Annotated in this window: 15 protein-coding genes and 2 pseudogenes; 8 read left to right on the top strand and 9 right to left on the bottom strand. The window is 69.5% G+C overall.

The genetic code is table 11. The features are described from left to right. Positions 1-32 precede the first annotated feature (32 nt). The gene (locus tag MYMAC_RS24885) at positions 33-1325 is read right to left on the bottom strand and encodes an IS4 family transposase (RefSeq protein ID WP_157757440.1); all 1293 of its coding nucleotides are present in this window, start codon (positions 1323-1325) and stop codon (positions 33-35) included. Positions 1326-1770: 445 nt separating this feature from the next. On the opposite strand from MYMAC_RS24885, the gene MYMAC_RS36965 reads away from it, so the two are divergent. Then, positions 1771-2211, top strand: a complete 441-nt coding sequence (locus tag MYMAC_RS36965) for a hypothetical protein (RefSeq protein WP_157757544.1) — start codon at positions 1771-1773, stop codon at positions 2209-2211. Here the strand turns inward: MYMAC_RS36965 and tnpC are convergent. The 3 genes from tnpC to tnpA are packed head-to-tail and all read right to left on the bottom strand — an operon-like array spanning position 2156 to position 4604. Continuing rightward, positions 2156-3895, bottom strand: coding sequence for an IS66 family transposase (gene tnpC, locus MYMAC_RS24875; RefSeq protein ID WP_239988997.1), 1740 nt, complete (start codon positions 3893-3895; stop codon positions 2156-2158). The two genes, MYMAC_RS36965 and tnpC, sit on opposite strands and share 56 nt — an antisense overlap. A gap of 35 nt (positions 3896-3930) precedes the next feature. Then, positions 3931-4272 carry an IS66 family insertion sequence element accessory protein TnpB gene (gene tnpB / locus MYMAC_RS24870; protein WP_013938504.1) on the bottom strand — a complete coding sequence of 114 codons (342 nt, stop codon included), beginning with the start codon at positions 4270-4272 and terminating at the stop codon, positions 3931-3933. Further along, positions 4269-4604 carry an IS66 family insertion sequence element accessory protein TnpA gene (gene tnpA / locus MYMAC_RS24865; protein ID WP_095961422.1) on the bottom strand — a complete coding sequence of 112 codons (336 nt, stop codon included), beginning with the start codon at positions 4602-4604 and terminating at the stop codon, positions 4269-4271. The genes tnpB and tnpA overlap by 4 nt, the downstream gene beginning before the upstream one ends. A 61-nt stretch (positions 4605-4665) precedes the next feature. Here tnpA and MYMAC_RS24860 point away from each other — a divergent pair. After that, positions 4666-5508: pseudogene (locus tag MYMAC_RS24860) on the top strand (IS4 family transposase); the annotation flags it as partial. Between the two features lie 18 nt (positions 5509-5526). On the opposite strand, the gene MYMAC_RS24855 reads toward MYMAC_RS24860, so the two are convergent. Continuing rightward, entirely contained in the window at positions 5527-6486 is a 960-nt protein-coding gene (locus MYMAC_RS24855) for an SIR2 family NAD-dependent protein deacylase (RefSeq protein WP_095959894.1), read from the bottom strand. Positions 6487-7088: 602 nt separating this feature from the next. Here MYMAC_RS24855 and MYMAC_RS24850 point away from each other — a divergent pair. After that, the gene (locus MYMAC_RS24850) at positions 7089-7451 is read left to right on the top strand and encodes a hypothetical protein (RefSeq protein ID WP_239988996.1); all 363 of its coding nucleotides are present in this window, start codon (positions 7089-7091) and stop codon (positions 7449-7451) included. 123 nt (positions 7452-7574) lie between these two features. On the opposite strand, the pseudogene MYMAC_RS24845 reads toward MYMAC_RS24850, so the two are convergent. Then, positions 7575-9011, bottom strand: a pseudogene (locus MYMAC_RS24845) (IS3 family transposase). A gap of 308 nt (positions 9012-9319) precedes the next feature. On the opposite strand from MYMAC_RS24845, the gene MYMAC_RS24840 reads away from it, so the two are divergent. Next, on the top strand, positions 9320-10738 hold the full coding sequence (locus MYMAC_RS24840; protein ID WP_095957122.1) for an ISKra4-like element ISMfu2 family transposase: 1419 nt from the start codon (positions 9320-9322) through the stop codon (positions 10736-10738). Between the two features lie 808 nt (positions 10739-11546). On the opposite strand, the gene MYMAC_RS24835 is transcribed toward MYMAC_RS24840, so the two are convergent. The 3 genes from MYMAC_RS24835 to MYMAC_RS24825 form a co-directional block, all read right to left on the bottom strand. Further along, a complete protein-coding gene (locus MYMAC_RS24835; RefSeq protein ID WP_095959892.1) occupies positions 11547-12557 on the bottom strand; it encodes a ribonucleotide-diphosphate reductase subunit beta in 1011 nt (336 codons plus the stop codon). 75 nt (positions 12558-12632) lie between these two features. Beyond that, complete coding sequence (locus MYMAC_RS24830) at positions 12633-15149, bottom strand: ribonucleoside-diphosphate reductase subunit alpha (RefSeq protein WP_095959891.1); 2517 nt, start codon at positions 15147-15149, stop codon at positions 12633-12635. Between the two features lie 439 nt (positions 15150-15588). Beyond that, on the bottom strand, positions 15589-16425 hold the full coding sequence (locus MYMAC_RS24825) for an IF-2 protein (RefSeq protein WP_239988995.1): 837 nt from the start codon (positions 16423-16425) through the stop codon (positions 15589-15591). A 104-nt stretch (positions 16426-16529) separates the two neighbouring features. On the opposite strand from MYMAC_RS24825, the gene MYMAC_RS24820 reads away from it, so the two are divergent. From MYMAC_RS24820 to MYMAC_RS24805, 4 genes are read left to right on the top strand one after another with little or no spacing between them, the layout of a single operon-like run. Next, a complete protein-coding gene (locus tag MYMAC_RS24820) occupies positions 16530-22673 on the top strand; it encodes a methyltransferase domain-containing protein (RefSeq protein WP_095959889.1) in 6144 nt (2047 codons plus the stop codon). Between the two features lie 24 nt (positions 22674-22697). Then, positions 22698-23549: a diaminopimelate epimerase gene (gene dapF, locus MYMAC_RS24815; protein ID WP_013941598.1), complete on the top strand. Its 852-nt coding sequence runs from the start codon at positions 22698-22700 to the stop codon at positions 23547-23549. 38 nt (positions 23550-23587) lie between these two features. After that, entirely contained in the window at positions 23588-25438 is a 1851-nt protein-coding gene (locus MYMAC_RS24810; RefSeq protein ID WP_013941597.1) for a GGDEF domain-containing response regulator, read from the top strand. Between the two features lie 19 nt (positions 25439-25457). Beyond that, complete coding sequence (locus MYMAC_RS24805) at positions 25458-26957, top strand: DUF4388 domain-containing protein (protein WP_095959888.1); 1500 nt, start codon at positions 25458-25460, stop codon at positions 26955-26957. Positions 26958-26994: the final 37 nt, after the last annotated feature.

Here is a 26994-nt window from a genome sequence, read left to right as displayed (position 1 = left end):
CGGCCGCTGTAGCGGGCTCATCCGCTTCCGGTTTAGCGGCCGCTCCCGAGGGAAGCCTCCCGCTTGCGTCGTTCACGCTCGCGGCGCTGCTGGCGTGAACGAGCGGTCACCTCCGCGATGAGGAGGATGCGCTCCTCCAATTGCTCCAGGGTTACGCCCCGGCTCATCATCGCATGCGACAGCAGCAGTGGGGCGCAGCGGGTCAACGCCAGCACCAGCGCGAGCCGCCCCGTCGCATGCTGCTGACCCGACTCGCCTGCCTTCTGCTGCATCGACAGTTCCAGCAGGCGCGAGAGGGCCAGGGCAATCACCTTGGCGTACACCAACGAGAGCACCGCGCCAGGCCGCGTGGCGCGCAGCGCCGTCAGTCCCACACCGGATTTGAGGGCTTTGAAGAGAAGTTCCACCCTCCAGCGCAGACGGTAGGCCTCGGCCACCTCCAGGGCTGTCAACACGTCGCGGCCTACCGTCGTCAGATACCAGCGCCGCTCACCCTCTGGCCCTTGCACGGCCACCACCCGCGCCGAGGCCGTGCGCCCCTGCTTCTCCAGTTGCACGTCCACGTCGATGACGCCGCCCTCCTCACGCAGCACGCCCTGCAGTAGCGCATCCGTCAGGCGCATGCCCCGGGCCCGCACGCGCTCGCCCTTGCCCACGTGCACCCGCAGCACCTTCGGGTCATGCTGGGCCTTCAGCCGCACCAGGAAATGGGCTCCGGCCTCAATCGCATCAAGGAAGCGGCCGGTGTCTGTGTACCCCAAGTCCATGAAGGTGAGCGTGCCGGGCGCCAGCGCCTCTTCGGGCAATGCGCGCGTGTCCTGGGTGCGCTGGGGCGTCACTCCGTCCGCCACCGGCAACTCGTCTCGCAGCGATACCAGCGCGTGCCATTTGAAGGACGCTGGCCGTGCCTGGCTGGTGGAGGGGGCCCAGTCAGCCGCCAGTCGCCGCAGCAGTTGGCAGGTGGAGTCGGCCACCTGCACGTCTGAGAATTCTTCCAGCAAGGCTCCCAGTTCATTGAAGGGCTTGTCCTCGCCGATGGCCTCGCGCACGGCCTGCACGGCCCGGCCGGCCACCTCACACATCAACAGCCCAAAGGCGTGGTTGAAGCGCTCGAAGAAGGCGCTGGGTGACAGCTTCTGTCCGGTGAGCGCGATGTAGTTGGCGAAGGCCGTTGTCTGCGTGCCGGGCAGCGGCGTCACCGCGGCCACGGTGGACTCCACCAGCGCCACCAGGTCCACCTTGCGCTGGCGCTGCAACGCACCCAACCGCCGCGCCGCCTCCAGAATGTCCTCGGCCGACACCAGTGCCCGGAGTCCCTCAGCCACCTTCGCTCTCGGAGTATTCTTCATGCCGGGAGAATGGTCCTCGTCCCTCCGTTTCGACGGGCCCTGCCTGCTCGGCTGCACCTATCTCTCTGATTCTGCTCTGCTTTTCCTCACCGCGTTAAACGGACGCGGATGGTAGCGGGCTACATGCCGCCCCGGCAACCTTCTGTAGGTGCCATCGGGCGCGTAGCTGGCAACGAGTGCCTGGATGGTAGGGCTGAGATACAGGAGCCCGTGACTCAACTCACCACCAGCGCTCACCGCCAAGCAGCCCCGTGCCTCCAGACTATTGGGCAGGGGTGACTGCTCTACCCTGAGTCGTCCCCTCATTTGAGCCGAGCGTCAAGGGCCGTCCCCAGCGGTTGGCTGGTGCCGGAGCAGCGCGGGAAGCGGCAGTGAGGCGCGCGCTTTTCGGCGCCAGAGGTTGTCCTGCATCGTGCGGAGCATGTCGAAATCCATAACGCACGCCGAGGTGCATCGGTTCATTGAGGAAGCCGTCGGCCCGGACACCCATGCCAAGCGTGTGCTGTCGCTGTCCAATGCCACCTTGGGCGCCGTGCACGCCGCCAGCCTCTCGGTGAGGGCCATCGGACTGGCGCTCTCCCAGGCGCGGGGGTTGGAAGGCAAGCACGCCATCAAGCAGGTGGACCGACTGCTGTCCAACTCTGGCGTCGACGTGTGGCGACTGTTCGCGCAGTGGGTGCCCTTCGTGGTGGCCGAGCGCAAAGCGGTGACAGTCACCATTGACTGGACGGACGTATGCGCTGCACGAGCCCCGTCTTCCGTAGGCCGGACGGACGCCGCATGCTGGCGGCGTGAATGGGACGCTTTCAGCGCGGCGACGACTGCTCTTCGGGCGAGGCCGCAACCGGCGCCGGGACGGTGAGTTCGCCCACCTCGGCGTCGAGTTCGGAGGGGAGGAGGCGAGCGCGCGTAGCGGCCCAGTACTTGGGAGCGAGCTCGAGGTAGCGCTGGTGGGGCCAGTGGGCCAGCACGCGCAGGATGTCGCGCAGGTAGGTCTCGGGCTCGAGTCCGTGCAGTCGCGCGGTGGCGATGAGGGTGAAGAGGTGGCCGGCGCGCTCGGCATGGTCATCGCTCCCGACGAAGAGCCAGGCCTTGCGTCCGACGGCAATCCTTCTCAATTCTCTCTCGGAGCGGTTGTTCTCAAGCAGCAGCCGTCCGTCGTCGAGGAAGCAGCGCAGCGCCTCGCGCTGGCGCACGGCGTAGCCGAGGGCCCGGCGCAAGAGGCCGCGCTGCTCCCGCACCTTCTCGTACTCCTCCTGGGCCCAGACGAAGAAGGCGTCCACGTGCGCACGCAGGTGGGCATGCCTCAGCCGGTGAATCTCCTCCGGGGGCTTGTCCCTCCATGTCGCTTCCAACTGGAAGAGGCGACTGATGCGCGCCAGCCCCTCCCTGGCGATGACGTCCTTGGCCGTCGCCGCCTCCCAGAAGCCCCGGCGGCAGTGCGCCCAGCACGCCACCTCCTGACACACCCCCTCCTCGCCGTCAGCGGGCGCGTCCTCGGCGGGACGGAAGAGGGCGTTGTAGACGCTCTTGGCGTCGGCCTGCACGTAGCCCTTGAAGCCCTTGAAGAGCTCCAGCACCGCGGCGCTCGTCTCCTTCGGCGTGTACTCGAAGAAGACGGCGTCCCTGTCGACTACCTGGACGAAGTAGTGGCCGCGTCGGCACGCCTGGCGAGGCCCCTCGGCGGGGGCCGGCTGCACCGCCACGCCCGTGGCGTCGGTGGCGATGCAGAAGGCGGTGGCCAGCGCCTCCTCGCGCATGGCGGCCACCACGGTGGTGCCCAGGGTGGCGCCCATGTCCTCCAGCCACCGCGCCATCGTCCCCCTGTCCACCGCCACGCCGTCGCGGGCCAGGCGCTTCTCCATGCGGAACAACGGCAGCCCGTCGCAGTACTTCTCGGTGGCCAGGTGGGCCAGCAGCGAGGGCGCCGCCAGGCAGCGGAAGAAGACTTCCTTGGGCGCCATGGCCGAGGCCAGCGTGGCCTCCCCGTCGGCCCCCACCGTGCGGTACTTCACCCGGGCGATGACGAGGCGCCGCATACCGCCGCGCTGCCAGGCCAGCTTGCAGCTCTCCTCGAAGCCGATTTTCTCCGCCTTCCCCTGGGCCACCAGCTCGTCGAAGAGAGGGTCCGCAATCACCACCCGCCTCTCTTCCAGCGGCAGACTCTTCAAGTCCCGCCGGCCCTTGGGCTTGGACTTCTGCTTCGCCCCCGCGCCGCCTGACGCCTCCGCCGAGGCCATGCCCAGTGTGCCGGCCACCTCTTCCAGGGCGCGCAGCTTCTGGGCGAATTCCAACTCCAACTGCTGGGTGTCCACCCGCTCCGCCTTGGCCATGAAGAGGCGGCGCTTGAGTAACTCCAACTCCAGCCGCAGCCTCTCGTGCGAGGCTTTCAGCACGTCCCGCTCCCTCTCCAACTGCGCGGCGCGCTGCCTCTCGGCGCTCAACAGCGCCTCGAGCTCGGCGATGCGCGCCTGCGCGGAAATGGGAGACTCGTGCGTGGACACCGCGGCCTTGTAACCACTCACCACCGCGCTGTCGACACCCACCTGGTGCCCCCGCGCGGTGGTGCGCCTGGCTCCTCTCAATGTGGGCGAGGGCCCCGCCTGGGCGCCTCCACGCGCAGCCCGTCCAGCAACTCCTCCAGCACGTGCTCCTCCACCGCCAGGCTGGTAGCGCCTTCCTCCAACCCTCGCGGCACCTGGAAGCAGCCGGTGTCCAGCCGCTTGTAGAAGAGGCACAGCCCCGTGCCGTCGTAGAAGAGTACCTTCAGCGCCGTGCGCCGCTTGCCGAAGAAGACGAAGAGGGCGCCGCTGCGAGGCTTGCGTCCCAGCCTCTCCTCCACCAACCCAGACAGCCGCTCGAAGCCCCAGCGCAAGTCAATCGGCTCCAGGCCCAGGAAGATTTCGACGCCGTGCGGAATCATCGCGGCCCGCCCCGGCTCGCCGTACCCAGCGCCGCCAGCGCCACGCCTACCGTCGCCACGTCCGCCCCCGCGGGCACCAGCACCCGCGCCCCGTGCGCCTCAATGACGACGAGTCCTGCACCAGGTGCGGCTTCCTCGCGGGCCGGGGAAGTAACCAGCCTCACCAGCGGCACCGCCGCCTCCGCTTCTCCACGCCCCGCCTTCGCCAGCCGACTCGACCACCGGTACAGCGGGCTGGGCGTGAACTCCTTCCCACGGCAGTACTCCTCCGCGCTCAGCCCACTGGTGCGCCACTCCTCCACTCGCTTCTTCCACAGCTCCGCATTCGCCATGCGCGCCACCTTGCGCGCTCCGGCTCATCCCCTCCAGACGGGGCTCGTGCAGCGGATACGGACGGACTTCGAGTCGGACGACCACACCACGGTCGCCATCCAGCTTGTCACCCGCCACGGCCGCGCCACGCCGTTGCTGTGGAAGACGGTGCCCAAGAGCGAGTTGGCCGGGCAGCGCAATGCCCATGAGGACGCGTTGCTGGAGCGGTTGCACCAGGTGCTGCCCTCCGACGTGGAGGTGACGGTGCTCGCGGACCGAGGATTCGGAGACGTCGCCCTGTATGAATTGCTGGACAGACTCAGCTTCGGCTACGTCATTCGCTTTCGTGGCGTCGTGCACGTCGAAAGTGCCGGAGGGGAGGTGCACAAGGCGAAGGAGTGGGTGCCCCCGACGGGCCGTCCGAAGTTGCTGCGCGGAGCGCGCGTCACCCAGGCCCGTTTCGGCGTGGGTGCCGTCGTCTGCGTGCACCAGAAGGGAATGAAAGAGGCCTGGTTTCTGGCGGCCAGCAGCAAGGAAGCCACTGCCACCGAGTTGGTGAAGGCCTACGGACGTCGCTTCACCTGCGAGGAGACGCACCGGGACATCAAGGACTTGCGCTTCGGCATGGGCCTGTCCGCCATCGCTATCGGCACCTGTGAGCGCCGCGACAGACTGTTGCTGCTGTCCGCCTTCGCCATGGCACTGCTGACGCTGCTCGGCGCTGCGGGCGAAGCGACGGGGCTCGACAGGAAGTTCCGCGCCGACACCCGTAAGACGCGCGAGTACTCTCTCTTTCGGCAAGGCATCATCTACTACGGCGCCCTCGCCAACATGCGAGAGGAGTGGCTCCGCCCCCTCATGGAGAAATTCGCCGAACTCATCCGCGAGCAGGCCGTCTTCCGCGAGGCATTCGGCTTCATTTGATTCGAATGAGGGGACGGCTCAGTGCTCTACCGAGAAACATGCGACGCTGTCTCTGGATGGACGGGCGACTTGGTAATCCCAGCGGCTGGGCGATGGAGCAACATCGATGGCATGCTTGAGTTCTCGCAGATGCCGATGGCGATTCGAGTGGTCCGTCGGATTATTGCTGGGCACTGAATACTCGACAACGGCAACCTGAAATTCGCGCAGGAGAAAGTCCACGTCCAATTCGCCCTCGGGGGCGAATGCGAAGTGCAAGTGACCGTTAGGACCATAAAACTCGCGGATCTCGGAGAAGAGATCGAGGAGATACTGATCCTGCAGCCCTGAGCCTACGAACAACAGGCTCCTGTTACGGTATATCTCTGCGAAGGCGCGCCGGAAATGCGGCTCCCGATGCGTCACCCGACGGTACTCCTCGTGGCCCACGACCAGCTCCGATGCCAACTGGTTTTGGAAATCGAAATGTTCATCGCACGGCGTGTCCAGATATCCCTGGATGGCCCAAAGCGCTGGGGCAAGGGGCTCACGCAGGACACGGCCCACCTGGAAGCAATGCATGGGGGATCGTCCGAGCACGAGCGGTCGAATCTTCCACCTTGAGGAAACGCTGGAGGGATAGAGGTTGTCGTAGTTGGTGGTGATGACTAGCGGCCACCAGATGTCCGCAAGGCATGTGGCGCTCTCCGGGATCGTCACGGGAGTCGTGGTGAGCGCCTCGCGGACGGCTTTCTCGAGCGCGCCCTGTCCGCGATGGCGGAGCGCGAGGACCGTCTTGTTCGCGCGACGGATGAGGGAAAGGGGGTCTTCCCCGGTGCCCGCGCCGGTGGCTGCGGCGGCTTCCAGTCGCGTGATTAACCCCCCCCAGCCTGGGCACGCTGGGCGTGACAATCCCGCGCCGATGAAGGGGACTAGAAGACCTCGGTGGTAGAGCGAAGCGAGTCGCGGCGCGACCCACCTCCAGTCTGGTTTCATCATGACGTTCCCTCTGCACAAATGCGCTCAGTTCAGCCGCTTTAGGTCTGGACTTGCCTGGGTTGCGGTGGGCTCCATGATTTTGCGCGCTTCCTTCCCATCAGGCCCAGCGCGTTGAGGGCGAACGCTCTTCGCTGGCCCTCCTCGCCGATTTGCTGAAAGCATCTTTCAAGTGGCTGCACCGCAGCGGCGTTCATGAAGCAGTCCATCCCTGCTTCATGAGTGGGGCGGGTCTCGGCCGATGCAACTAGGGCCTGCCCGCCTAGGCCTCCGCCGCTCATTCCCTCTTCTGACAACCCATGACTCAGTTGTGGTGGTCGTACGCCTCAATGCGCTCGGATCCTGTTGACGAGCACCCTGGATGAGGGCTCGCGGCCCGAGTTCGAGCCGGCTGCGTGATGGGGTCACGCCGCTCGCCCATCGTCAGCGAGAAACTGGAGCGCCACGCCCGATGAGGTAGCAGGCGGTCAGGAGGACGGGGAGAAAGGTGCGCAGAGGGTGCGGGAACACCCTCCACGCGGGCCCCGGGAACCCTGCGGAAAGAGAACCGGGACACCCGAGGAGTCGTCCGTTTCGAGGGCGACGTCAAGAACTGGCCGCCCTCGGTGGACGAGGGCCGGCCGAAGCGCTGCGTGGCGTGTGGGCGCGGGGCCTACGAAGGCGGTGGGCTGGGCCTCCATGGGCATGGGCTCGTCGAGCGCCAGCAGCGCAACCCGCCGACTCCGGACGGGGCGCCGGAATGCCGGGAGGTGCTCTGTCGCCGCTACCGCTGCCATCCCTGTGGCGCGGTGATGCGCGTGGTGCCGCCGTCCGTCTCTCCACGTAAGCACTTCAGCGGGGAGGCGATTGCCTTCGCGCTGGCGCTGTGGACCCTGTGCGGCCTGAGGGCGGACGAGGTGCGACGGCGGACGAGCGACTGGACGCGCCTGGGGGACGCCGCCCGCGGCTGGCGCTCGATGGCCAGGTGAGCGCGGCAGCTTGGGGCGCGGCAGCTGTTCGGCGCGCTCCCACTCGGTGCGGTGGCGGAGGGGCCCCGAGCGCTCGCGGCCCGCGGAACCTGTCAACGCAAGTGAGACAGTGAGTTCGAGAAATTACTGAGCAGCCTCCAGTGAGGAGGAGCGCCGAGCGGGGTCGTTTATCCAGACGATGGTGGGCGGGGCCTTCGGCGTGGGTGCACCGCGAGGGAAGCGCTCGGGGTGAGCGGCGTAGGCCGCGGCGAGCACCGCGCGCCGGGCCGCGAGACGCTCGGCAGCCAGGCCGTGGTGCACGTCATAGGGCGTCAGCAGGCCGAGGCCACCGTGGTGGTGCTCGTTGTTGTACCAGCCGAAGAAGTCACCGCAGTGGCCGCGAGCGTCCTGGAGGCAGCCGAAGCCTTCGGGAAAGTCGGGCTGGTACTTCATCGTCTTGAAGTGGGCCTCGCTGAAGGGGTTGTCGTTGGAGACGTAGGGCCGCGAGTGCGTCTTCGTCACACCCAGGTCGGCCATCAGCAAGGCCACCGGCTTGGACGTCATGGAGGAGCCTCGGTCGGCGTGAATCGTCAACTGGCCGGGCGCCACGCCCTGGCGCTCGCAGGTTGCCGCCAACAGCTTCTTGGCCAGGGTGGCCGACTCGCGGTGGGCCACCATCCACCCGACGACGTAGCGGCTGAAGACGTCCAGGACGACGTAGAGGTAGAAGTACGTCCACTTCGACGGGCCGTGCAGCTTCGTTATGTCCCAGCTCCAGAGTTCATTGGGCTTCGTCGCGTGCAACTGGGGCGCCGGGTGGTTGGGGTGGCGCAGCTGGTCGCGGCGCTCGCGCACCTGCTGATTCTCAGCGAGCACCCGGTACATGGTGCGCTCCGAGCACAGGTAGCGGCCCTCATCGAGGAGCTGCGCGTAGACTTCCGCGGGCGCGGCATCCACGAATCTCGGCTCGTGCAGCACCGAGAGCACCTCGGCCCGTTGCTCCGGCGGGAGAGCCCTGGGTGGGCTGGGCCTGTGCACCGGCCCGTGTCGGGGCTGGGCCTGCCGGTAGAAGGTGGCGCGCGGCAGGCCCAGGGCCTTGCACACCGGCGCCACGCCCAGGGCGTCGACGGCCTCCAGCGCCACGGCCATCAGGGCTCCTCGTCGGGCTTGGGCAGTTCCACGCCCAGGATTTCCGAAACTTTTTTTTGGAGGTCCAGCAGCGCCTCGGCGCGCTTGAGGCGCACCTGGGCCTGGGCCAGCTGCTTCTCCAGCTCGGCCACGCGCCGGGCGCTCGTGTCGGGCACCTTCGCCGGCGGGCCGCGCTTCTTCGGGCTGTTGGCCGACAGCTCTCCGGCATCGCGCTGGCGCCGCCACGCGCTCAGCAGCGACGAGTACAGTCCTTCCCGGCGCAGCAGCGCTCCGACTTCACCGGGCTTCGTGCAGCGCTCTGCCTCCGCCAGCACCCGCAGCTTGTACTCCGCCGTGAAACCTCGGCGCCTGGCCTTCTCCACCACCTCGGTCTCCCTGACCCGAGCCTCTTCCATCACTGCGCTCATCGTCCCTGCCTGGGTCGCCCTGCACACTAAACTGCCGGGTACGAACTGTCTCACTCACGTTGGCAGAGAGGGGGGAGCCGTTCGAGAATCACGATCCTTGGTTTAAGCCTATTGCTGCTCGAATTAGAAGGGAATCTCGTCGTCCGCCGAGTGGGTGTTGGGGGGGCGGGTGAGTTTCATGTCGAATTTGGACTGATTGTCGATGAGCCAAGATTCCCGGGTCTGGATCCGATCCTGAGCGCTGGGTGAGCTAACAAGCCATCGAGCGGTCGCGAGCCTGTTCATCGGCAAGGTGCGAGCCTTCGGGTGGGTTATCTCGACGGAGGTGTGCGCGTGTCGAAGGTGATGCTTGAGGTACCCGAGGAAGTCGCGAAGTTGCTCAAAGTCATGGAGGCGAAGCTGCGGCAGGAGGGCGCGGCGGGGAAAAGCTTCGGGGAAGTGGACCCGGAAGGCGCGTTGAAGGCCATTGATGAGGCGGCCGCGGCGTTGCAGTGCGATGCGAAGCGGAGGTTGCTTCAAGGCTACGACGTCGACGCCCCCCGTCTCCAACTCGCAGGCCAGCTCCACTCCCGGGTCGGCCGGTACACGGCGACGTACAAGACGCGGCAAGGGCCTGTCGAAGTAGAGCGAAGCCTCTATCGACAGGTAGGGGTGAGAAACGGGCCCACGGTGGACACCGTCAGCCTGCGCGCTGGGTGCGTGGCCGATGGGTGGATGCCCGAGGCGGCAGTGCCCATGGCGTACCTGCTGGCCCGGGGGACCTCGAGAGAGGCGGAAGCGACGGCGCGCCAGATGGGCGTGCTGCCCTACTGCCGAGCCTCGTTCGAGCGGGTGGGGCATGAGGTGGGAGCGCTGTACGGCGGCCAGCGGTCTCGGGTGGAGGTGGTGCTGGCCCAGGAGATGCGAGTGCCCCGAGGCACCCGCGGCGTGAGCGTCAGCATGGACAGGGTGGCCGTGCCGATGGAGGAGCCGAAGAAGCGGCCGGTGGGCCGCCCTCGCAAGGGCGCCCCCACGCGCCCGGTGGACGTCGTCTGGCGCATGGCCTACGCCGCCTGCCTCACCTTCCATGATGCCCACGGCGAAGCCCTGGGCACCATCCGCTACGGACGGATGCCACGGGGCGAGGCCCGAGAGGTGGCAGAACGCCTGGCCCGCGACGTCCAGGCCCTGGTTTCCAGGCGGCGCGGCCTGTACGTCGCCGTCCTCACCGACGGTGCCCCTGAGTTGCACGCCTTGCTGGACGAGGCGCTGGCCACCCATGCCCCGGCGGCCAAGAAGCCGGTGCGTCTGGTGGACTTCTGGCACCTGATGGAGAAGCTCGGGGCTGCGGCTCGCGTGGTGGCTGGAGAAGAGACGGCCTCCGCGCTGCGTGAGAAATGGAAGCTGTCCCTGCTCAACACGCCCGGGGCGGCGTGGGCCATTGCCATGGCGTTGCACGCCAGCGGCAAGCGGCATGTCGTCCTCGGTGACGGCAAACCGGTGCACGAGGCCCTCACCTACCTGGAGAACCACGGCGAGCGAATGCACTATGCCGAGGCGCGCGCACGGGGACTTCCCATTGGCAGCGGCAACGTGGAGGCTACCTGCAAGTCTCTCGTCTCCCTGCGCATGAAGCGCCCTGGCGCCCGCTGGAGGGAGGCGTCCGGCCAGCACATCCTGGACTTGCGCGCCCTGGTGCTCTCGGAACGGTGGGACGCGGCCATGAACCTCACGCTTGCGCCGCAGAGGGCCGAGGTACGGCGCGCAGCATGATCAGTATGGGAGCCACACCCAGATTCCCCTGCTTTGGTCAAAGAAATTCGGATGAAGGGGGCTCCGTTTTCATCCTCATCTCTTTTGCAGGTGACAAGCTGCTTTCGGTCTAAGCATCTTAGACTTACGCTGGCTGCTAAATCTGTGAACCCCGCGTTGTTCATTCCTTGCTTGAAACGCCAATCAGAAATACTGGCGTCGAGCATCAGGCACGATTCGGCTACGACGACCAGTGCCGCGATTTCGTGTGGAGTCAGTCCTTCGGTTGTACGGACTGGAGACATTTCTGCGATGGTTTCGGTTTTGGCTTGAAGCGTTAGGATGGCGCGTAGTCGATCTGTGATTGATTCTTTTAGTTGCGTCCAGTCGCTTGCGGAGTCCGTGCCGTATTTCAGGACTAAGCGGTGCTGGATGTCGAACGGGAACTTGCCTTCCCTTTCCGAGGAGCAGATCAGGACGACGTCTTTTCGTGATGCTATTGCGAATCCTACTTCGTACCAGACATTTGGATTGTCGGTTGTTATGTCGGCAAGGCAGACCCGGCTCTCCCGGATGTTCTTTTCAATTTCTTCTATGGGGATTGTGACATAGGGGTCGCGGTCGACTCGGTAGGGGAGTAGCCCAGAAGCTTTAATGGCAGGCTCATAGGTATCCCCATATCGCTTGTCGAACTTGCCTCGATCGAATGGCTGTATGACAAAGCACCGTTCCATGGGGTTTCCTTTGGGATTTGGGCAATTGTGGATTTGGTGTGAGAAGTCGTGCCGAGTCTGTGGGCCTTTTAGTCCACGAAGAGTGACGCTGCCGCTCAGAACGCCGCGTCGAGAACCACGTCGGTCGCCGCACCCACACCCACGGCCACCTGGTACGACGACACGCGGCGCTCGAAGAAGTTCGTGAGCTCCTGCACGTCCTGCAGGTCCATGAAGTGCAGCGGGTTCTTCGTGCCGAACACGGGCGACATGCCCAGCATCTGGAGCCGCTGGTCCGCCACGTACTCCAGGTAGCCTCGCATGTCCTGCACGGACAGGCCCATGACGCCGCCGCTCAGGAGGTCCTGGGCGAACTGCGTCTCGCAGTCCACGGCCTCGCGGAGCATGGCCACCACGTCGCGCTCCATCTGCGCGTCGAAGAGGTCCGGCTCCTCCTTGCGCGCCACCTGGATGGACTCGAAGGCGAAGGCCATATGCGCGCTCTCGTCCCGGAACACCCAGTTGGTGCCCGCCGCCAGGCCGTTCAACAGGCCCTTGCTGCGCAGGAAGTACACGTAGGCGAAGGCCGCGAAGAAGAAGAGGCCTTCAATGCAGCCCGCGAAGCAGATGAGGTTCAGCAGGAACTGCCGCCGGTGCGCCTTTGTCTGCAGCGTGTCCAGGCCCTGGATGCTGTCCATCCACTTCATGCAGAACCGCGCCTTGCGCTGGATGGAGGGGATGTTGTCGATGGCCGCGAAGGCCTTCGCCCGCTCCGCCGGGTCCGGCACGTACGTGTCCAGCAGCGTCAGGTAGAACTGGACGTGCAGCGCCTCTTCATAGAGCTGGCGCGACAGGTACATCCGCGCCTCGGGCGCGTTCAGGTGCTTGTAGAGGTTCAGCACCAGGTTGTTGCCGACGATGCTGTCGCCCGTCGCGAAGAACGCCACCAGCCGGTGGATGAGGTGCCGCTCCGCGTCCGTCATCTTCGAGCGCAGGTCCACCAGGTCCGTGGAGAAGTCCACCTCCTCCACGGTCCAGGTGTTCTTGATGGCGTTCCGGTACATCTCGAAGAACTGCGGATACGCCATCGGGCGCAGCGTGAGATTCAGCCCAGGGTTCAACAGCATTGCTTCCGTGCTCCTCGCGCTGCGGCGCGGTGTCTCAGTCGTTCTTCCTACGGCGAAACCGTCAACGTCCCAGACCTACTGGCAGGCCTCGCACGCCTCGGGGTTCTCCAGCGAGCAGGCCACCGCCTCGGCCTCGGTCGCCTTCGCCACCGGGGCAGGGGCCGCCTGCGCCACGCTGGCGCCGCCACCCGCACCCACCGTCGCCTTGGCAATCCGCGTCGCCGGACGCGAGCGCAGGTAGTAGGTAGTCTTCAGGCCCTTCTGCCACGCGTAGAAGTACATCGAGGACAGCTTCCCGATGTTCGGCGTCTCCACGAAGAGGTTCAGCGACTGGCTCTGGTCGATGAACGCCCCGCGGTCCGCGCCCATGTCCAGCAGCGAGCGCATCGGCAGCTCCCACGCCGTGCGGTACACCGCGCGCAGGTGCTCCGGCAGCTCCGTGAGGTCCTGCACGCTGCCCTCCGCCATCTTGATGCGGTTGCGGGTGTTCTCGTTCCACAGCCCCAGCGCCTGGAGGTCGCGCACCAGGTAGCGGTTCACCTGGAGGAAGTCACCCGACAGCGTCTCGCGCTTGAACAGGTTGGACACCTGCGGCTCGATGCACTCGTAGCAGCCCACGATGGACGCAATCGTCGCCGTGGGGGCAATGGCGATCATCAGCGAGTTGCGCAGGCCGTGCTTCATGATGCGCTGGCGCAGCGCGTCCCAGCGCGCCGTGTCCTCGGGCACCACGCCCCAGTGGTCGAACTGGAGCTCGCCCCGGGCCGCCCGCGTCTCCGGGAAGGACGCGTGCGCGCCGTACTGCTCGGCCAGCTCGCAGGAGGTGGTCAGCGCCGCGAAGTAGATCTCCTCCGAGATCTTCTTGGACAGCGCGCGCGCCTCCGCGGAGTCGAAGGCCAGCTTGAGCTGGAAGAAGACGTCCTGGAGGCCCATCAGGCCCAGGCCCACCGGGCGCCAGCGCTTGTTGGACGAGGCCGCCGCGGGGATGGGGTAGTAGTTCAGGTCGATGACGCGGTCGAGCTGCCGCATCGCGAGCTGGGCGTTGGCGCGCAGCCGCTCGAAGTCGAACTTCCCGTCCACCAGCATCCGGCTCAGGTTCAGCGAGCCCAGGTTGCACACCGCCGTCTCACCCTGGCTCGTCACCTCCAGGATTTCGGTGCACAGGTTGGACAGGTGGATGACGTTGCCGTCCTTGCCCGTCTGGTTGCTCTTGCGGTTGCTGATGTCCTTGAAGGTCATCCAGCCGTTGCCCGTCTGCGCCAGGCTCTTCATCATCCGGGCGTAGAGGTCACGCGCCTTCACCTTGCGCATGGCCAGGCCGTCCGCCTCGGCCTTCGCGTAGGCCCGCTCGAAGGCGTCACCGTACAGGTCCGTGAAGTGGGGGACGGCCTTCGGGTCGAACAGGCTCCAGTCGCCGTCCGCCTCCACGCGCTTCATGAAGAGGTCCGGCACCCAGTTGGCCAGGTTCAGGTTGTGCGTGCGGCGCGCGTCGTCGCCGGTGTTCTCACGCAGCTCCAGGAAGTCCTCGATGTCCGCGTGCCACGTCTCCAGGTACACGCAGCACGCGCCCTTGCGCTTGCCACCCTGGTTCACCGCCGCCACGGAGGCGTCCAGCGTCTTCAGCCAGGGGACGATGCCGTTGGAGTGCCCGTTGGTGGACTTGATGAGCGAGCCGCGCGCGCGCACCCGGTGGTACGCCACGCCGATGCCGCCAGAGAACTTCGACAGCATCGCGATGTCCGAGTACTTCTTGTAGATGGCGTCCAGCTCGTCCGCGGGCGAGTCCAGCAGGAAGCAGCTGGAGAGCTGCTCGTGGCGCGTCCCCGAGTTGAACAGGGTGGGGGAGCTGGGCAGGTACTCCAGCGAGCTGAACAGCCGGTACAGCTCGATGGCCTCGTTCACGTTGTCGCCGCTGAGCGCGCTGGCCACGCGGAGGAAGAACTCCTGCGGCGTCTCCAGCACCTCGCGCGTCTGCGGGTTCTTCAGCAGGTACCGGTCGTAGACGGTGCGCAGGCCGAAGTACTCGAAGAGGTCGTTGCGCGACGGGTCGATGGCCGCGTTCAGCTTGCGCGCGTTGGCCTGGACGAACTGGAGCAGGCGGTCCGCGATGAGGCCGTGCTTGTGGCCCGCGGCGACGGACTGGCTGAAGGAGTGGATGTCCTGGTTGCTGACCTCCTTCTGGATGAAGGTGGCCAGCAGGCGCGCGGAGAGGCGGCCGTACTCGGGCTCCTCCACGATGAGGGCGGCGGCCGTCTGGATGGAGAGGCTGTCCAGCTCGCGCGTGGTGGCGCCGTCATACAGGCCGGAGATCGTCTTGGTGGCCACGCGCATGGCGTCCACGCGGGGCAGCCCCTGGCAGGAGCGGCCCACCGCGCGGACAATCTTGTTGAGGTCCACCGTCTCCGTGCCGCCGTTGCGCTTGCGCACGCGCATGGAGGTCGCGCCGAAGTCGCCCGCCGTGGGCTCGGAAGCCACCGCGGCCGAGGCAGCGGTGCTGGCCGGCGCTGTCGTCGTCGCCGGCGTGGACGGGCCGGAGGAGACGGGCGGGACGGTCATGTTGGCGGCGGGCTTCACGGGCGTATCGAAGTTCACGAGCGGCTCACTCCAGACAAAAGCAGGGCGCTTCGGGCAGACACGAGGCCTGTCCAGGGAAGCGGACTCCCCCACCACGTTACTGGAAAATTGTTCAGGTAGGTCCCGTTCCGGCGGGACGGGACTAGCGGCTGGAATCGACGGTGAATCTGGGGGGATTTATGGGCCAGACCGATGTTGTAAGCAAGAAACCCACAATCCCTCCTCTGCCCCAGCTCCCAGCCACATCGGCTGGTGGGGCGCCATCGACCAGCCACAAGCTATGGGGGGGTATCCATGGTGTCAACGCGAGATCTAGTGCTTGGTCCGGCACGGCCCATGCAATCTATGATCGATCTCCGAGGCGATCTCGCAGTCCTTCGGTGAACAATGCGTGACCGCCCCCAGGGACGTGGAGTGTGGGCCCCCTGGAATCCACCGTGGGCGGTCAGAAAAGGCCCTACGGAGGGGTTGGAACCACACCGCCCGCATCCGTCCCAGTGGGGGCCTGGGGGGCCTCGTCCAGGGCCTCTCCGGTGGTCTGCGGCTGCGGCTCGGGGGCCGGGGGCGGGGAGGAGGGGGCGGGCTGCGGCGCGGCCTGGGGCGGCGCCTGCGGGGCCGCCTGGGGGCCGCTGAGGGAGTGCACGGCGCGCCGCAGGGCGTCTTCCAAATCCCGGGCCGGCGGGGCCACGGCGGACAGCATCTGGTTGGCGCTGCGCGCGTTGCGGCTCTGGCTCTCAGCGGCCAGCTTGAGCTGGGTGAGGGCCTCGCTGACCAGCCGGCGCGCGTCCTCCAGCTTCTGCCGGGCCTGGTAGTAGGCCACGTCCACCATGTGCTTCTGGAGCGTCAGGCGCTGCTCCTCGGTGATGCCGGAGAGCTTCTCCGCGCGCCGCAGGTAGTAGAGGCCCTGGTCCACCCGGGCCGGCTCGTCCGACGCGATGCGCGGCCGGGCCAGGGACTCCAGGACGGGGAACAGGGCCTGGTCCAGCTCGTCCCGGTCGGTGAACTTGCGCGTCAGGAGGGAGGAGACGTCCTGGCCCTCGACGGCGATGGGCGCGTAGGCGTCCGCCAGCCGCGGGTCCCCGGTCCGGTAGGGGAGGGCGCCCATGGGGGCGTTGCGGCCCTTCATCACCACGAGCTGCCCGTCCTGGAGGGCCAGCGTGAAGGTGCGCGCGTTGAGCTGGGACAGCAGGAAGACGACGACGCCCCCCAGGCCCAGGATGAGCGTGAAGACGAGCAGCCGCGTGAAGGTACGCCGCGCCCGATAACCGAATCCCTGTTGTGCCGTTCCGTTCATGTCGCCTGCCCTCCTGACGTGCGAGCGCGAGGCCCATTTCCGGCCCCGGCGCTTAACTTGGGGCGCGCCTGCCCGGGGGTATACTCCCACTCCCGTACACACCGATGCACCACACATTCCGCCGCTTGGGGCCTAGCGAACTGCTGCCCCGCTACATTTTCGCGGAGAGCCTCTTCGCCCGTCGCCGGGTCCTGGAAGTGGATGCCGTGGCCTCCACCGGGGGCGAGAGCGCGCGCTTCCTCGTGGAGCGAGGCGCGCGCGCGGTCGTGTCGTGCGACAGGGATGTAGCGGCGGTGGAGGCCGCGCAGAAGGCGCACGGCGGTCCCGCCCTGCGCTTCCGGGCCAACGTCTACGACGACTTCGAGTCGGGCAGCTTCGACGTGGTGCTCGTCGCGGACCTGGCGCCGTACGTGAAGGCCCCGGAGCTGCTGGCGGAGCTGGCGCGGCTGGTGGCGAAGCAGGGCTTCCTCGTGGGCGGCCTGCGCAACGTCGCGGGGCTCGCGCTGCCCCAACTCCTGGAGGCCGAGGAGGGCGTGCCGCCCACCTACGGTCAGCTTCTCGACGCGCTGTCGGCCCACTTCGCGAAGGTGGAGGTGGCCACCCAGTCCCCGGTGCTGGGCTACCAGCTCGCCTTCGAGCGCGGGGAAGGGCTCCAGGTGGACGGCACCCTGGTGAACCACAGCGAGGCCGCCTACTTCCTGGTGGTCGCGGGGCAGGACGCCGCGCGCGTGGTGGACCCCACGTGGGTCCAGCTCCCTCCCGAGCCGCTGGCCTTCACGCGCGGCAAGCTGGATGAGGTGGTGGCCCGCGCGAAGTCCTGGGAGGAGCGCAGCGGCCGGCTGAAGGAGGCGCTGACGAAGCTCCGCGCGGAGCTGACGGACCGGGAGGCGGAGGCGGCGTCGCTGCGCCCCTCCTTGGAGGCGGCTCGGGAGGAGGTGGCCCGGCTCACCGCGCAGCTCGAGCAGGCGCGGGGCAGCCAGGAGGCGCAGCGCGAGCGGGACGACTTGTCCGGGAAGCTGCGGCGGCGCGAGCTCGAGCTCCAGGTGGCCCAGGAGCGGATGGCCGACGCGGACCGGCGGCTGGCGGCGCAGCGGCTGGAGGTGGAGGCCGCGCAGCGTGCCCAGGCGGACGCGGGCGTGCAGGTGCTGGCGGCGCAGGAGGCCTTGCGGCTGGAGCGGGCTCGCCGGGAGGAGACGGCGGCGTCTCTAGAGGAGGCGCGTGAGCGGCTGACGCAGGCGTACACGCAGGTGCGGGACCTCCAGGAGGAGCAGTCCACGCTGCGCATCGAGCGTGAGCGGGACCGGCTGGCGGCCGAGCGCGCCGTGGAGCAGTCCGAGGACCGCCGCCGCGCCGCGGAGGCCGCGCGCGAGCGGGAGCTGCGCATCGCGGAGCAGTACTCGGCGGCCCTGGCGGCCGTGGAGCACCTGAAGGCCGAGGCGGCGAAGGCGGAGGCGTCGTCCCGGGACGCGGGGACGGCCGTCTCCGTGAAGGACGCGGAGCTGGCTCGCACGGCGCGGGAGCTGGTGGACGCCCGGCAGCGGACGGCCACTGCGGAAGGGGCTCGGAAGGACGCGGAGTCGCGGCTGGAGGCGCTTCAGGCGGAGGTCCGTGGCCTGGAGACGGAGCTGGTCGCCGCGCGTGAGTCGCAGGCGTGGTTGGGGCAGGAGGTGGAGGCCCTGACGCAGGCGGAGGCCTCCGCGCGGGCTACGGCCCAGAAGTGGGAGCAGTCGCTTCACGAGGCCTCGCAGCGGCTGGAGGCGTTGGAGTCGGAGCGGGCTCGGACGGAGGAGCGGCTGGGGCAGGCGCTGGAGTCGGAGCGGGCCGCGCTCCAGGCCCGGCTGACGTCGCTGGAGCGCGAGCTGGAGGACGAGCGGGCCCGGGCGGCGGCGCTGGAGCAGCAGGTCCTCGACGAGGTCTCCGCGAAGGGCGAGGTCGAGGCCCGGCGGCAGGAGCTGGCGGACGAGCGCGCGGCCCTGGTCCGGCGCGTGGTGGAGCTGGAGGCGGAGGCGTCTTCGCACGCTCGCGCGGGGCGGGAGGCCACCGAGCGTTCGGCGGAGCTGGAGGCTTCGCTTCGGGCTGCCCGGGAGGAGCTGGAGTCCGCGCATCAGGAGTGGCAGGCGTCGGAGGCGCAGCTCGGGCACGTTCGGGGGGAGCTGGATTCGGAGCGGGAGGCTCGGGCCGCGGTGGAGGAGGCGCTGCGGCTGGCGCGCGGGAAGCTGGAGGGCGCGGCGCAGCGGCTGACGGAGGCCGAGGACTCGCTCGCGCGGACCCGTGAGGCGCTGGACGCGGAGCTTGCCCGGCGCACGGAGCTGGAGGGCGCGCTGGCGGAGGCCCGTGCTTCGCTGGAGTCCGAGCAGGCCCGGCGCACGGAGCAGGAGGGCTCGCTGGCGGAGGCCCGGGCGTCGCTGGAGTCCGAGCAGGCCCGGCGCACGGAGCTGGAGGGCGCGCTGGCGGAGACCCGGGCTTCGCTGGAGTCCGAGCAGGAGGGGCGGGCCCGGGCGCTGGGGGCGTTGCGTGCGCAGCTCGAGGCGGAGCAGGCGCGCCGGAGCGACGCGGAGGCGACGCTCGTCGAGACGCGGGCTGGGCTCGACGAGGCCCGCCAGACGCTGACGCAGGTGCGCGAGGCGCTGGCCGCCGAGGAGGAGCGGCGGGGGCGGTGGGAAGCGGCGCTGGCGGATGCGCAGTCCCAGCTCCAACGGGAGGGGCAGGAGCGCGAGCGCCTTGCCGCCGAGCTCACCGCGATGCGGGAGCGTGCCTTTGGCGCGGACGAGGTCGTCACCCGGCTCGAGGCCGAGGCGGCCTCCGAGCGTGAGGGACGGGCCCGCGCGCAAGCCGCATATGAGGATGCCCGGACCGCGCTCGATGCGGAGCGTGAGGCGCGTGCCCAGCTCGAAGGTTCGTTGTCGCGGACGCAGGGGGAGCTTGCATCGGAGCGCGATGCCCGGACCCGCTCGGACGAGGCGCTGGCCCAGGCGCGGCAGGAGCTGGACGCGGAACGGCTGGGCCGAAGCGAGGGTGAGGCCGCGCTGGCTCGCGTCCAGGAGCAGCTCGGGGCGGAGCAGCAGGCTCGCCTGGGTGCGGAGTCGGCGCTGGCGCAGCTTCGCGCGACGCTTGGCGCGGAACAGCAGTCACTGGCCGATGCTGAGACGTCCCTGGGGCAGGCCCGCGCGGCACTGACCGCGGAGCAGCAGGCGCGCGCTGAAACGGAAGCCGTGCTGGCGCAGTCTCGCGAGGCGCTGGGCGCGGAACAGCAGCGTGCCTCCGAGTTCGAGTCGGTCCTGGCTCAAACGCGCGCGACGCTCACCGCGGAGCAACAGGCCCGCGCTGAGGCTGAGTCCTCCGTGGCTCGGTTCCGGGACTCGCTCACGGCCGAGCAGCAGTCGCGGACGGAAGCCGAGGCGGCCCTGGCGCGCTCGCATGCGGCGCTCACCGCGGAACAACAGGCTCGTGCGGAGGCCGAGGCCGCCCTTGCGCGTTTCCGAGACGGACTCTCGGACGCGCAGCAGGCTCGCATCGAGACTGAGTCCGCGTTGGCGCAGTCGCGTGCGGCGCTCACGGCGGAGCAGCAAGCCCGCGCTGAGCTCGAGTCCACGCTGGCGCAGTCGCGTGCGGCGCTCACGGCGGAGCAGGAGGCCCGCGCCGAGCTCGAGTCCACGCTGGCGCAGTCGCGTGCGGCGCTGGGCGCGGAGCAGCAGGCTCGCGTCGAGACTCAATCCGGCCTGGCACAGTCGCGCGAGGCGCTCGCGGCGGAGCAGCAGGCCCGCGCCGAAGTCGAGGCCCGTCTGGCCGAGGCGCAGGCGGCACTCGCCACCGAGGAACAGTCGCGTGCCCAGGTGGAATCTGCCCTGGCGCAATCTCGGCAGTCCCTTGAGTCGGAGGGGGCTGCTCTCGGACAAGCTCGTTCGGCGATGGAGGCGGAGCAGCAGCGCCGCGCCGAGGCCGAAGCCTCGCTGGCGCAGGTCCGCGGGATGCTCGAAGCGGAGCAGCGTTCGCGAGCGGATGCGGAGTCCGCGCTCGAAGCGCTGCGCACGGAGACCTCCGAACGCGACCACGCCCGCCAGGAACGCCTGGCCGCCGCCGAACGCGTCATGGCCGAAATGGAGCGCGCGCTGGAGACCCAGCGCGTCGAGGCCGAGGCCCGCGGGCAGGCGCTCCGGGACTCCGTGACGCGGCTGGAGTCGGAGCGGGCCTGGGTCGAGAGCACCGCGCAGGAGCAGCGCGCCGCATTGGAAGCCCAGCTCGCGGAGGTTCGCGCGGCCCAGGCGTCGGAGGCCGCGCGTGCGACGGAGCTGGAGACGGCACGGGGCGCCGCGGAGGCTCAGCTCGCCGAGCGGGCGGGAATCATCGAGGCGCTGGAGGCTCAGCTCGGCGACCTGCGGGCTCAGCTCGCCGAGCGCGAGGCCGAGGCAGGCCGCGTCAGTGAAGCCGCACAGCAGCAGGCCCAGGCGCTGACCGAGGCCCGCGAGGCGCTGGCCCAGCAGGAAGCCTCATCCCAGGAGCGGCTCTCCGCGCTTGAGCGCGAGCTGGACGGCGCGCTGGCTCGCGCGGAGCGGCAGCAGGGGGAGATTGAATCGCTGCTGGCGGAGCGAGACCGCGAACGGGCGGCCCTGGCCGCGGCCCAGCAGGACCTGGCCCACCTGGGCGCGGCGCGGCAGGAGACCCTGCGGCTTGGGGCCCAGCTCCAACACGCCATGTCGGCCCTGCACGAGCGGGGCGTCCACATCGCCCGGCTCGATGCGGAGTTGGTGGACGCGCAGGACCGGCTCGCCGCTCAGCGGGAGAACGCCGAGCTGCTCATGGTGCAGCTCGAAACGGCGCGGCGCTTCGCGGGCAAGGCCACCGCGATGGAGAACTCGCTCGAAGCGGAGCGCGCCGCGCTGGAGACGCTGCGGGCCGAGCTGGCCCAGGCGGCGGAGGCCGTCGCCACGGAGCAGGCGAGGGCGAACGCGCTGGAGGCCCAGCTCACGGACTCGGCCGATGGCCTGACGCGTGCCCGTGCCGCGCTGGAGGCCCAGCGCTCCGAGTGGGAGACCCGGCTGCGGGACGCGGAAGCCCAGCTCGCGGAGGCCACTGCCCGCGCCGAGGCTCAGCGCGCCGAGGCGGAGCAGCAGTTTTCGGAGGCCACTGCCCGCGCCGACGCCCAGCGTGCCGAGCTCGAAGCGCGTCTGGCGGACGCCACCTCGCGTTCCGACGCCCTGCGTGTCGACGTTGAGCAGCAGCTCTCCGAGGCCACTGCCCGCGCCGACGCCCAACGGGCCGAACTCGAAGCGCGTCTCGCGCATGCCGACGCCCGGCGTGGCGAGCTGGAGACCCAGCTCGCGGACCTCAACGCCCGGCTTGAAGCGCAGCAGGCCGCCCTCGAAGCCCGGCTCGCGGAAGACACCGCGCGGTTCACCGCGCAACTGGCCGAGGCCCGCAGCCTCGCGGCCCAGCACGCCGACGCCGTCTCGCGAGCCGAGTCCGACAAGCGCACGCTCGAGTCCAGCGTGGCGGAGCTGACGTCACAGCTCGAAGCCCTCCGCGCCGACCTGACCGCCGCCACGGAGCGCGCCGCCTCGCTTCAGTCCGCCCAGGAGCGCCTCGCCAAGGCAGACTCCGACCGCGCGCGCCTCCAGTCCGACCTGTCGGTCGCCCGCGCCGCCCGGGTCCGCCTCGAAGGCCGCGTCACCGCCCTGGAGGCCGCGTCCACCGACGCCGTCCGAATCCTCGACGCCGAACGCGCCGAGCGCACCCGCCTGGCCCAGGCGCTCGAAACGGCCACGCAGCAGCTCCAGCAGCAGGACGGGAGCACCGCCGGCCAGCTCGCGTCCTTCCAGGCCGAGCGCGCCCAGTTCGACGAGCAGCTCCGGAGCCTCGAGGCCCAGCTCCAGACGCAGCAGGCCCGCCTGGACGCCGTGGAGGCCGAGCGCACCCGGCTCCTGGCCACCGTGGAGGCGCTCAAGACCGCCTCCCAGCCCGAGGCCGTGTTGGAGATGGCCGCGGAGATGGAGCTCCTCCAGTCCCTGGTGGAAGACCTCCAGCAGAAGCTCGCGGACCGCGAGGCCGAGCTCGCCGCGGCACAGCGGCCGGCGTCCCGCGCGGACGGCTTCGCCCTGCTGGACGCGCCCGACCCCGTCCGGAACGAGGTGGTCCCCCCGGAAGGGGCGGAGCAGGGCGCCAGGGCCCAGGCGCGGCGTCCCCGAGGCGCCGTGCCCGCGCTGGACCTGCCGGCCCAGAAGCGCCCCATGAAGCCGGACGAGCGCGAATAGCGGCTCGCGACTAGGATTGCGCCCGTGGAAGCTCGCGAGCGCATCTTCAAGTACCAGGGCCTGGGCAATGACTTCGTCGTGCTGGACCGGCGGGGCACCGGCGTGGACATCGGCGCCGCCACGTCGCGGTGGATGTGCGACCGGCGCCTGGGCATTGGCGGGGACGGCGTGCTGGCGCTGCTGCCCTCCGAGCGGGGCGTCGCCCGCATGGTCGTGCACAACGCGGATGGCAGCATCGCGGAGATGTGCGGCAACGGCCTGCGCTGCGCGGTGAAGTTCCTGGTGGACGACTCCGGCCAGACGCCGGGCCACATCGACGTGGAGACGGGGGCGGGCGTGCTCACCTGCTACCCCTCCTACGGCGAGGGCGGCGTGGTGGCCGTGGACATCTCCATGGGCCCCGCCCGGCTGGTCGCCCCCAATCTCCCCTCGGGCGCCACGGGCCAGCCCTTCCTGGACGCCGAGGTGCCGGGCCATCCGCCCCTGCGCGCGTCCGCGGTGAGCATGGGCAATCCACACCTGGTCCTCCTGGACCAGCCGCTGGAGGACGCCTCGCGCCTGGGGCCCCTGCTGGAGCACCACCCGTCCTTCCCGGACCGCACCAACGTGGAGTTCGTCCGCGTGGACCCGGACGGCCTCACCGTGGTCGTCTGGGAGCGGGGCTGTGGGCTGACGCAGGCCTGCGGGACGGGGGCCTGCGCCTCCGCCGTGGCCGCCGTGCTGGCGAAGCGGCTCCCGGCGGATGCCTGGCTGCGCGTCACCCTGCCAGGGGGTGACTTGCGCATCCGCGTCCCCGCCGACCTGTCCGACATCCGCCTCCGTGGACCGGTGGCCTTCGTCTTCGAGGGCGTTGTCGCGGTTCCCTCGGGCCGGTAACCTCCGGCGTTCCTCTCGCCCCCAGGTCAGAACGCGCCGTGGCCGGACCCATCCTCGTCGTCGACGACGACCTGTTCTTCCGTCAGCTCGCCAGCGACTTGCTCACCCGTAGCGGGCATCGCGTGGTGACCGTGGAGAACGCAACGCTCGCGCTCGAAGAGGCGGCCCGTACCCCGTTCGACCTGGTCATCACCGACGTGGTGATGCCGGGGGTGGACGGCTTCGCGCTCACCGCGCGCCTGCGCGAGCGGGACCCGGACCAGGAGGTCATCCTCGTCAGCCAGCGGACCGACGTCCGCGGCTCCGAGGTGGCGCTCCGCTCGGGGGCGGCGGACTGCCTCACCAAGCCGGTGGACGCCAACGACATGCTGCTCGCCGTGGACCGGGCGCTGGAGCGCGCGTCCCTGCGCCGCGAGCGCACGCAGCTCCGCGATGAGAACCTGGAGTTCGCCCGCTTCCACAACCTGCACCAGCGCTGCCTGGAGCTCTTGTCCCATCCGGACCTCGAGTGGCTCCAGGAGCGGCTCACCTCGGAGCTGGCGGCCGTCTGCGACGCGCAGAGCGCCGCGCTGTGGGTGATTGATGACCGGGGCGACCTGGTGCTGCGCGCCTACCGCGGGCTGCTGGACCGGCAGTTCCTCGCGGAGAAGATGAGCCCGGAGGGGCCGCTGTCCGGGCGGCTGCGGGAGGCCCAGCCGTGGACGGCCCGCGACGAGCGCTCGGCGGTGATGTACGTGCCCCTGGTGGCGTCGGGAGAAGTCGTCGGCCTGGCGCAGCTCTCCGACCCGCTGTCTGGAGACTTCCGGCCCGAGCACACACGCGATGCCCGCGTGCTGGGGGACTTCGCGGCGGTGGGCCTGAAGAACGGCCGGAAGATGCTCGCGCTCCAGCGCCTGGGCCTGAGGGACCGCGAGACGGCCGCGTACAACCTCAGCTACTTCACCGACTACGCGTCCAAGGAGATCTACAAGGCCCGGCGCTACGGGCGGACCTTCTCCCTGCTGACCTTCTCCATCGACAACCTGCCGCTGGTGCGCGTGCGCCAGGGCGCGGCGGACGCGAAGAAGGCGGTGCGCGGCATCATCAAGGCGCTCAGTAAAATCATCCGCGACTCGGACGTCATCGCGAAGGCGAGCGACCAGGAGTTCTACCTCCTGCTGCCGGAGACGGACTTCTTCGGCGCGCTGATGTTCGTGCGCCGCGCGGTGGCCGCCGTGCGCGAGGAGCCCGAGGCCATGGAGGTGGAGCAGCGGCTGCCCCTGATGATGGTGGGCGGCGCCAGCACCTTCCCCAAGGATGGCGAGGACTTCGACGAGCTGGTGCACCGCTGCCGCCGCCGCATGGACGAGCGCCGCGCGTCGTTGCAGCGGCGGCTGATGCTGGACGGGCTGCCCTTCTGGGACGAGGTGGACCTGCTGCTGGGCACGCCGAACAGCCCCCGCCTGCCGGTGGACGAGCGCTCCGAGCCGAGCCGCCGGGGCAAGGTGTCCGACGTCCTCTTCGACGAGCTCCAGGCGGAGATTGCCCGGGAGATGCTGCGAGACCCGGGCTCGCGCGGCCTCTTGTACGTGGGCGGGCCGGAGATCCGCACCGACCTGAACATCGCCGCCGGGCTGGAGTCCGCGCCTCCCGACCTGGCCTCGCGCATCTACCTGCTGGGCCGCCGGGTGGACCTGGAGTCCCACCCCGCGCTGACGCCGGTGTTCCTGGAGGGAGACGACCGCATCGCGCGGCACGAGTTCATCCTCTGGCTCTCCGAGAGCGCGGCCTACGCGCTCATCCAGCGGCGGGGCCACGGGGCGACGTGGGGGTTCCACACCTCGGACACCGCGGTGGTGGACGGGCTCATCTCCAAGCTGCAGGCCGAATACGACCTGCAGCCCTACTGACACGAAGCGGAGCGCCACCGTGGCCCCGGTCCGGAAAATCCTCATCGCCGACCCCGACCTCGAGTCCGTGCGTTCGCTGTCGCGCGCGCTGCGCACCAAGGGCTACCAGGTGCACTACGCGCCGGACGGCTCGCGGGCGCTGGAGGTGGCCGTGCTGCGCCACCCGGATCTCACGCTGTTCGACGAGGCCTGCCGGCTGCTGGACGCGCGCACCTTCATCCAGATTCTGCGCACCAACCCGCGCACCGAGGACATCCCGGTGGTGCTCACCACCGCGAGCTTCGAGTCGGACCGGCTGCGCGGCCTGCGCGACGGCTACCTGCGCAAGCCCTTCAACCTGGACGAGGTGCTCAGCCGCATCGAGCACATCTTCCGCCGCAGCGAGGCGGCCAAGGACCTCAAGAGCGAGCAGCAGGAAATCGAGGGCTCGCTCAGCCAGCTCAGCATCCCGGACCTGATGCAGTTGCTGGGCATGAACCGGCGCAGCGGCAAGCTGACGCTGGAGCGCGGCAACGACCGGGGTGAGATCGCCGTCGCCGAGGGCCGCCCCGTGAACGCGAAGCTGGGGCGCGTGGAAGGGGAGAAGGCCCTGTTCCGCCTGCTGGCGTGGGTGGATGGGACGTTCACCTTCTCGCCGGGCGGAAACGTGGCGAAGCCGCGCATCAACCGCGGCATGGATGACGCGCTGCTGGAGGGCATGCGCCAGTCGGACGAGGTGAACCGGCTGATGCCCGGCCTGCCGCCGCGCCACACGCGGCTGATGCTGGCGCCGGACGCGGACCTGCAAGGGGACCAGCACCCGGTGACGCAGCAGGTGGTGGACCTCATCCGCCAGCCGCGCGCCCTGGGCGAGGTGCTGGACCTGGCGCCGGCCACGGATTTGGAAGTGCTCAACGTCCTCACCACGCTGATGCAGCGGGGCGTGGCGAGGGCCGCGGACGGGGACGGCGTGGAGGCGACGTCCGGCGAGCTGCTGGGCGCGGCGGAGGTCCACGCGCTGCGCGGCCGCATCCTCCGCACGCGGGCGCCGGCGAAGGTGGCCACCGCGAAGATCTTCGTGTGCGGCAGCAACGCGGGCGCGGCCCGGCGGGTCCTTTCGCGCATGCCCGGCATGGAGGCGCTGTCCGCCGAGCCCACCGCGGTGAAGAGCGGCTTCGGCACGCTGGGGCGGCTGGTGCTCAGCGAGGTGCTGCGCCTGGACTTCTGCGTGCTGCCTCCGGCGGAGGCGGCGCGTCCGCTCTGGCGCCCCTTCACGGCGGGCGCCATGGGCGCGCTGCTGATGGACGTGGCCGAGCCCTCCGTGCGGCTCGCGCACTACCTGGCCTGGGAGGTCCGGATGCCGGTGGTGGTGGTGGGCGCGGAGGTCCCCGCGGCGCTGCAGGGGGCTCCGGCGGGGGCGCTAGGCTCGGGGGATGACCTGGCGGACGCGCTGCGCGCGCTGCTGGTCCAGGCGCTCAACCCGGCGCCCACGCTGCCCGGCGTGCCCCAGGTGCAGCGGGCCGCCGCGTCCATCGTGTGAGGCGCTCCGCCTTCTTCTGGGCGTACGCGTCCTGCGT

The organism is Corallococcus macrosporus DSM 14697, from assembly GCF_002305895.1.
In the GTDB taxonomy this organism is placed as follows: Bacteria; Myxococcota; Myxococcia; order Myxococcales; family Myxococcaceae; genus Myxococcus; species Myxococcus macrosporus.
This window is presented reverse-complemented; position numbering and strand designations above follow the sequence as displayed.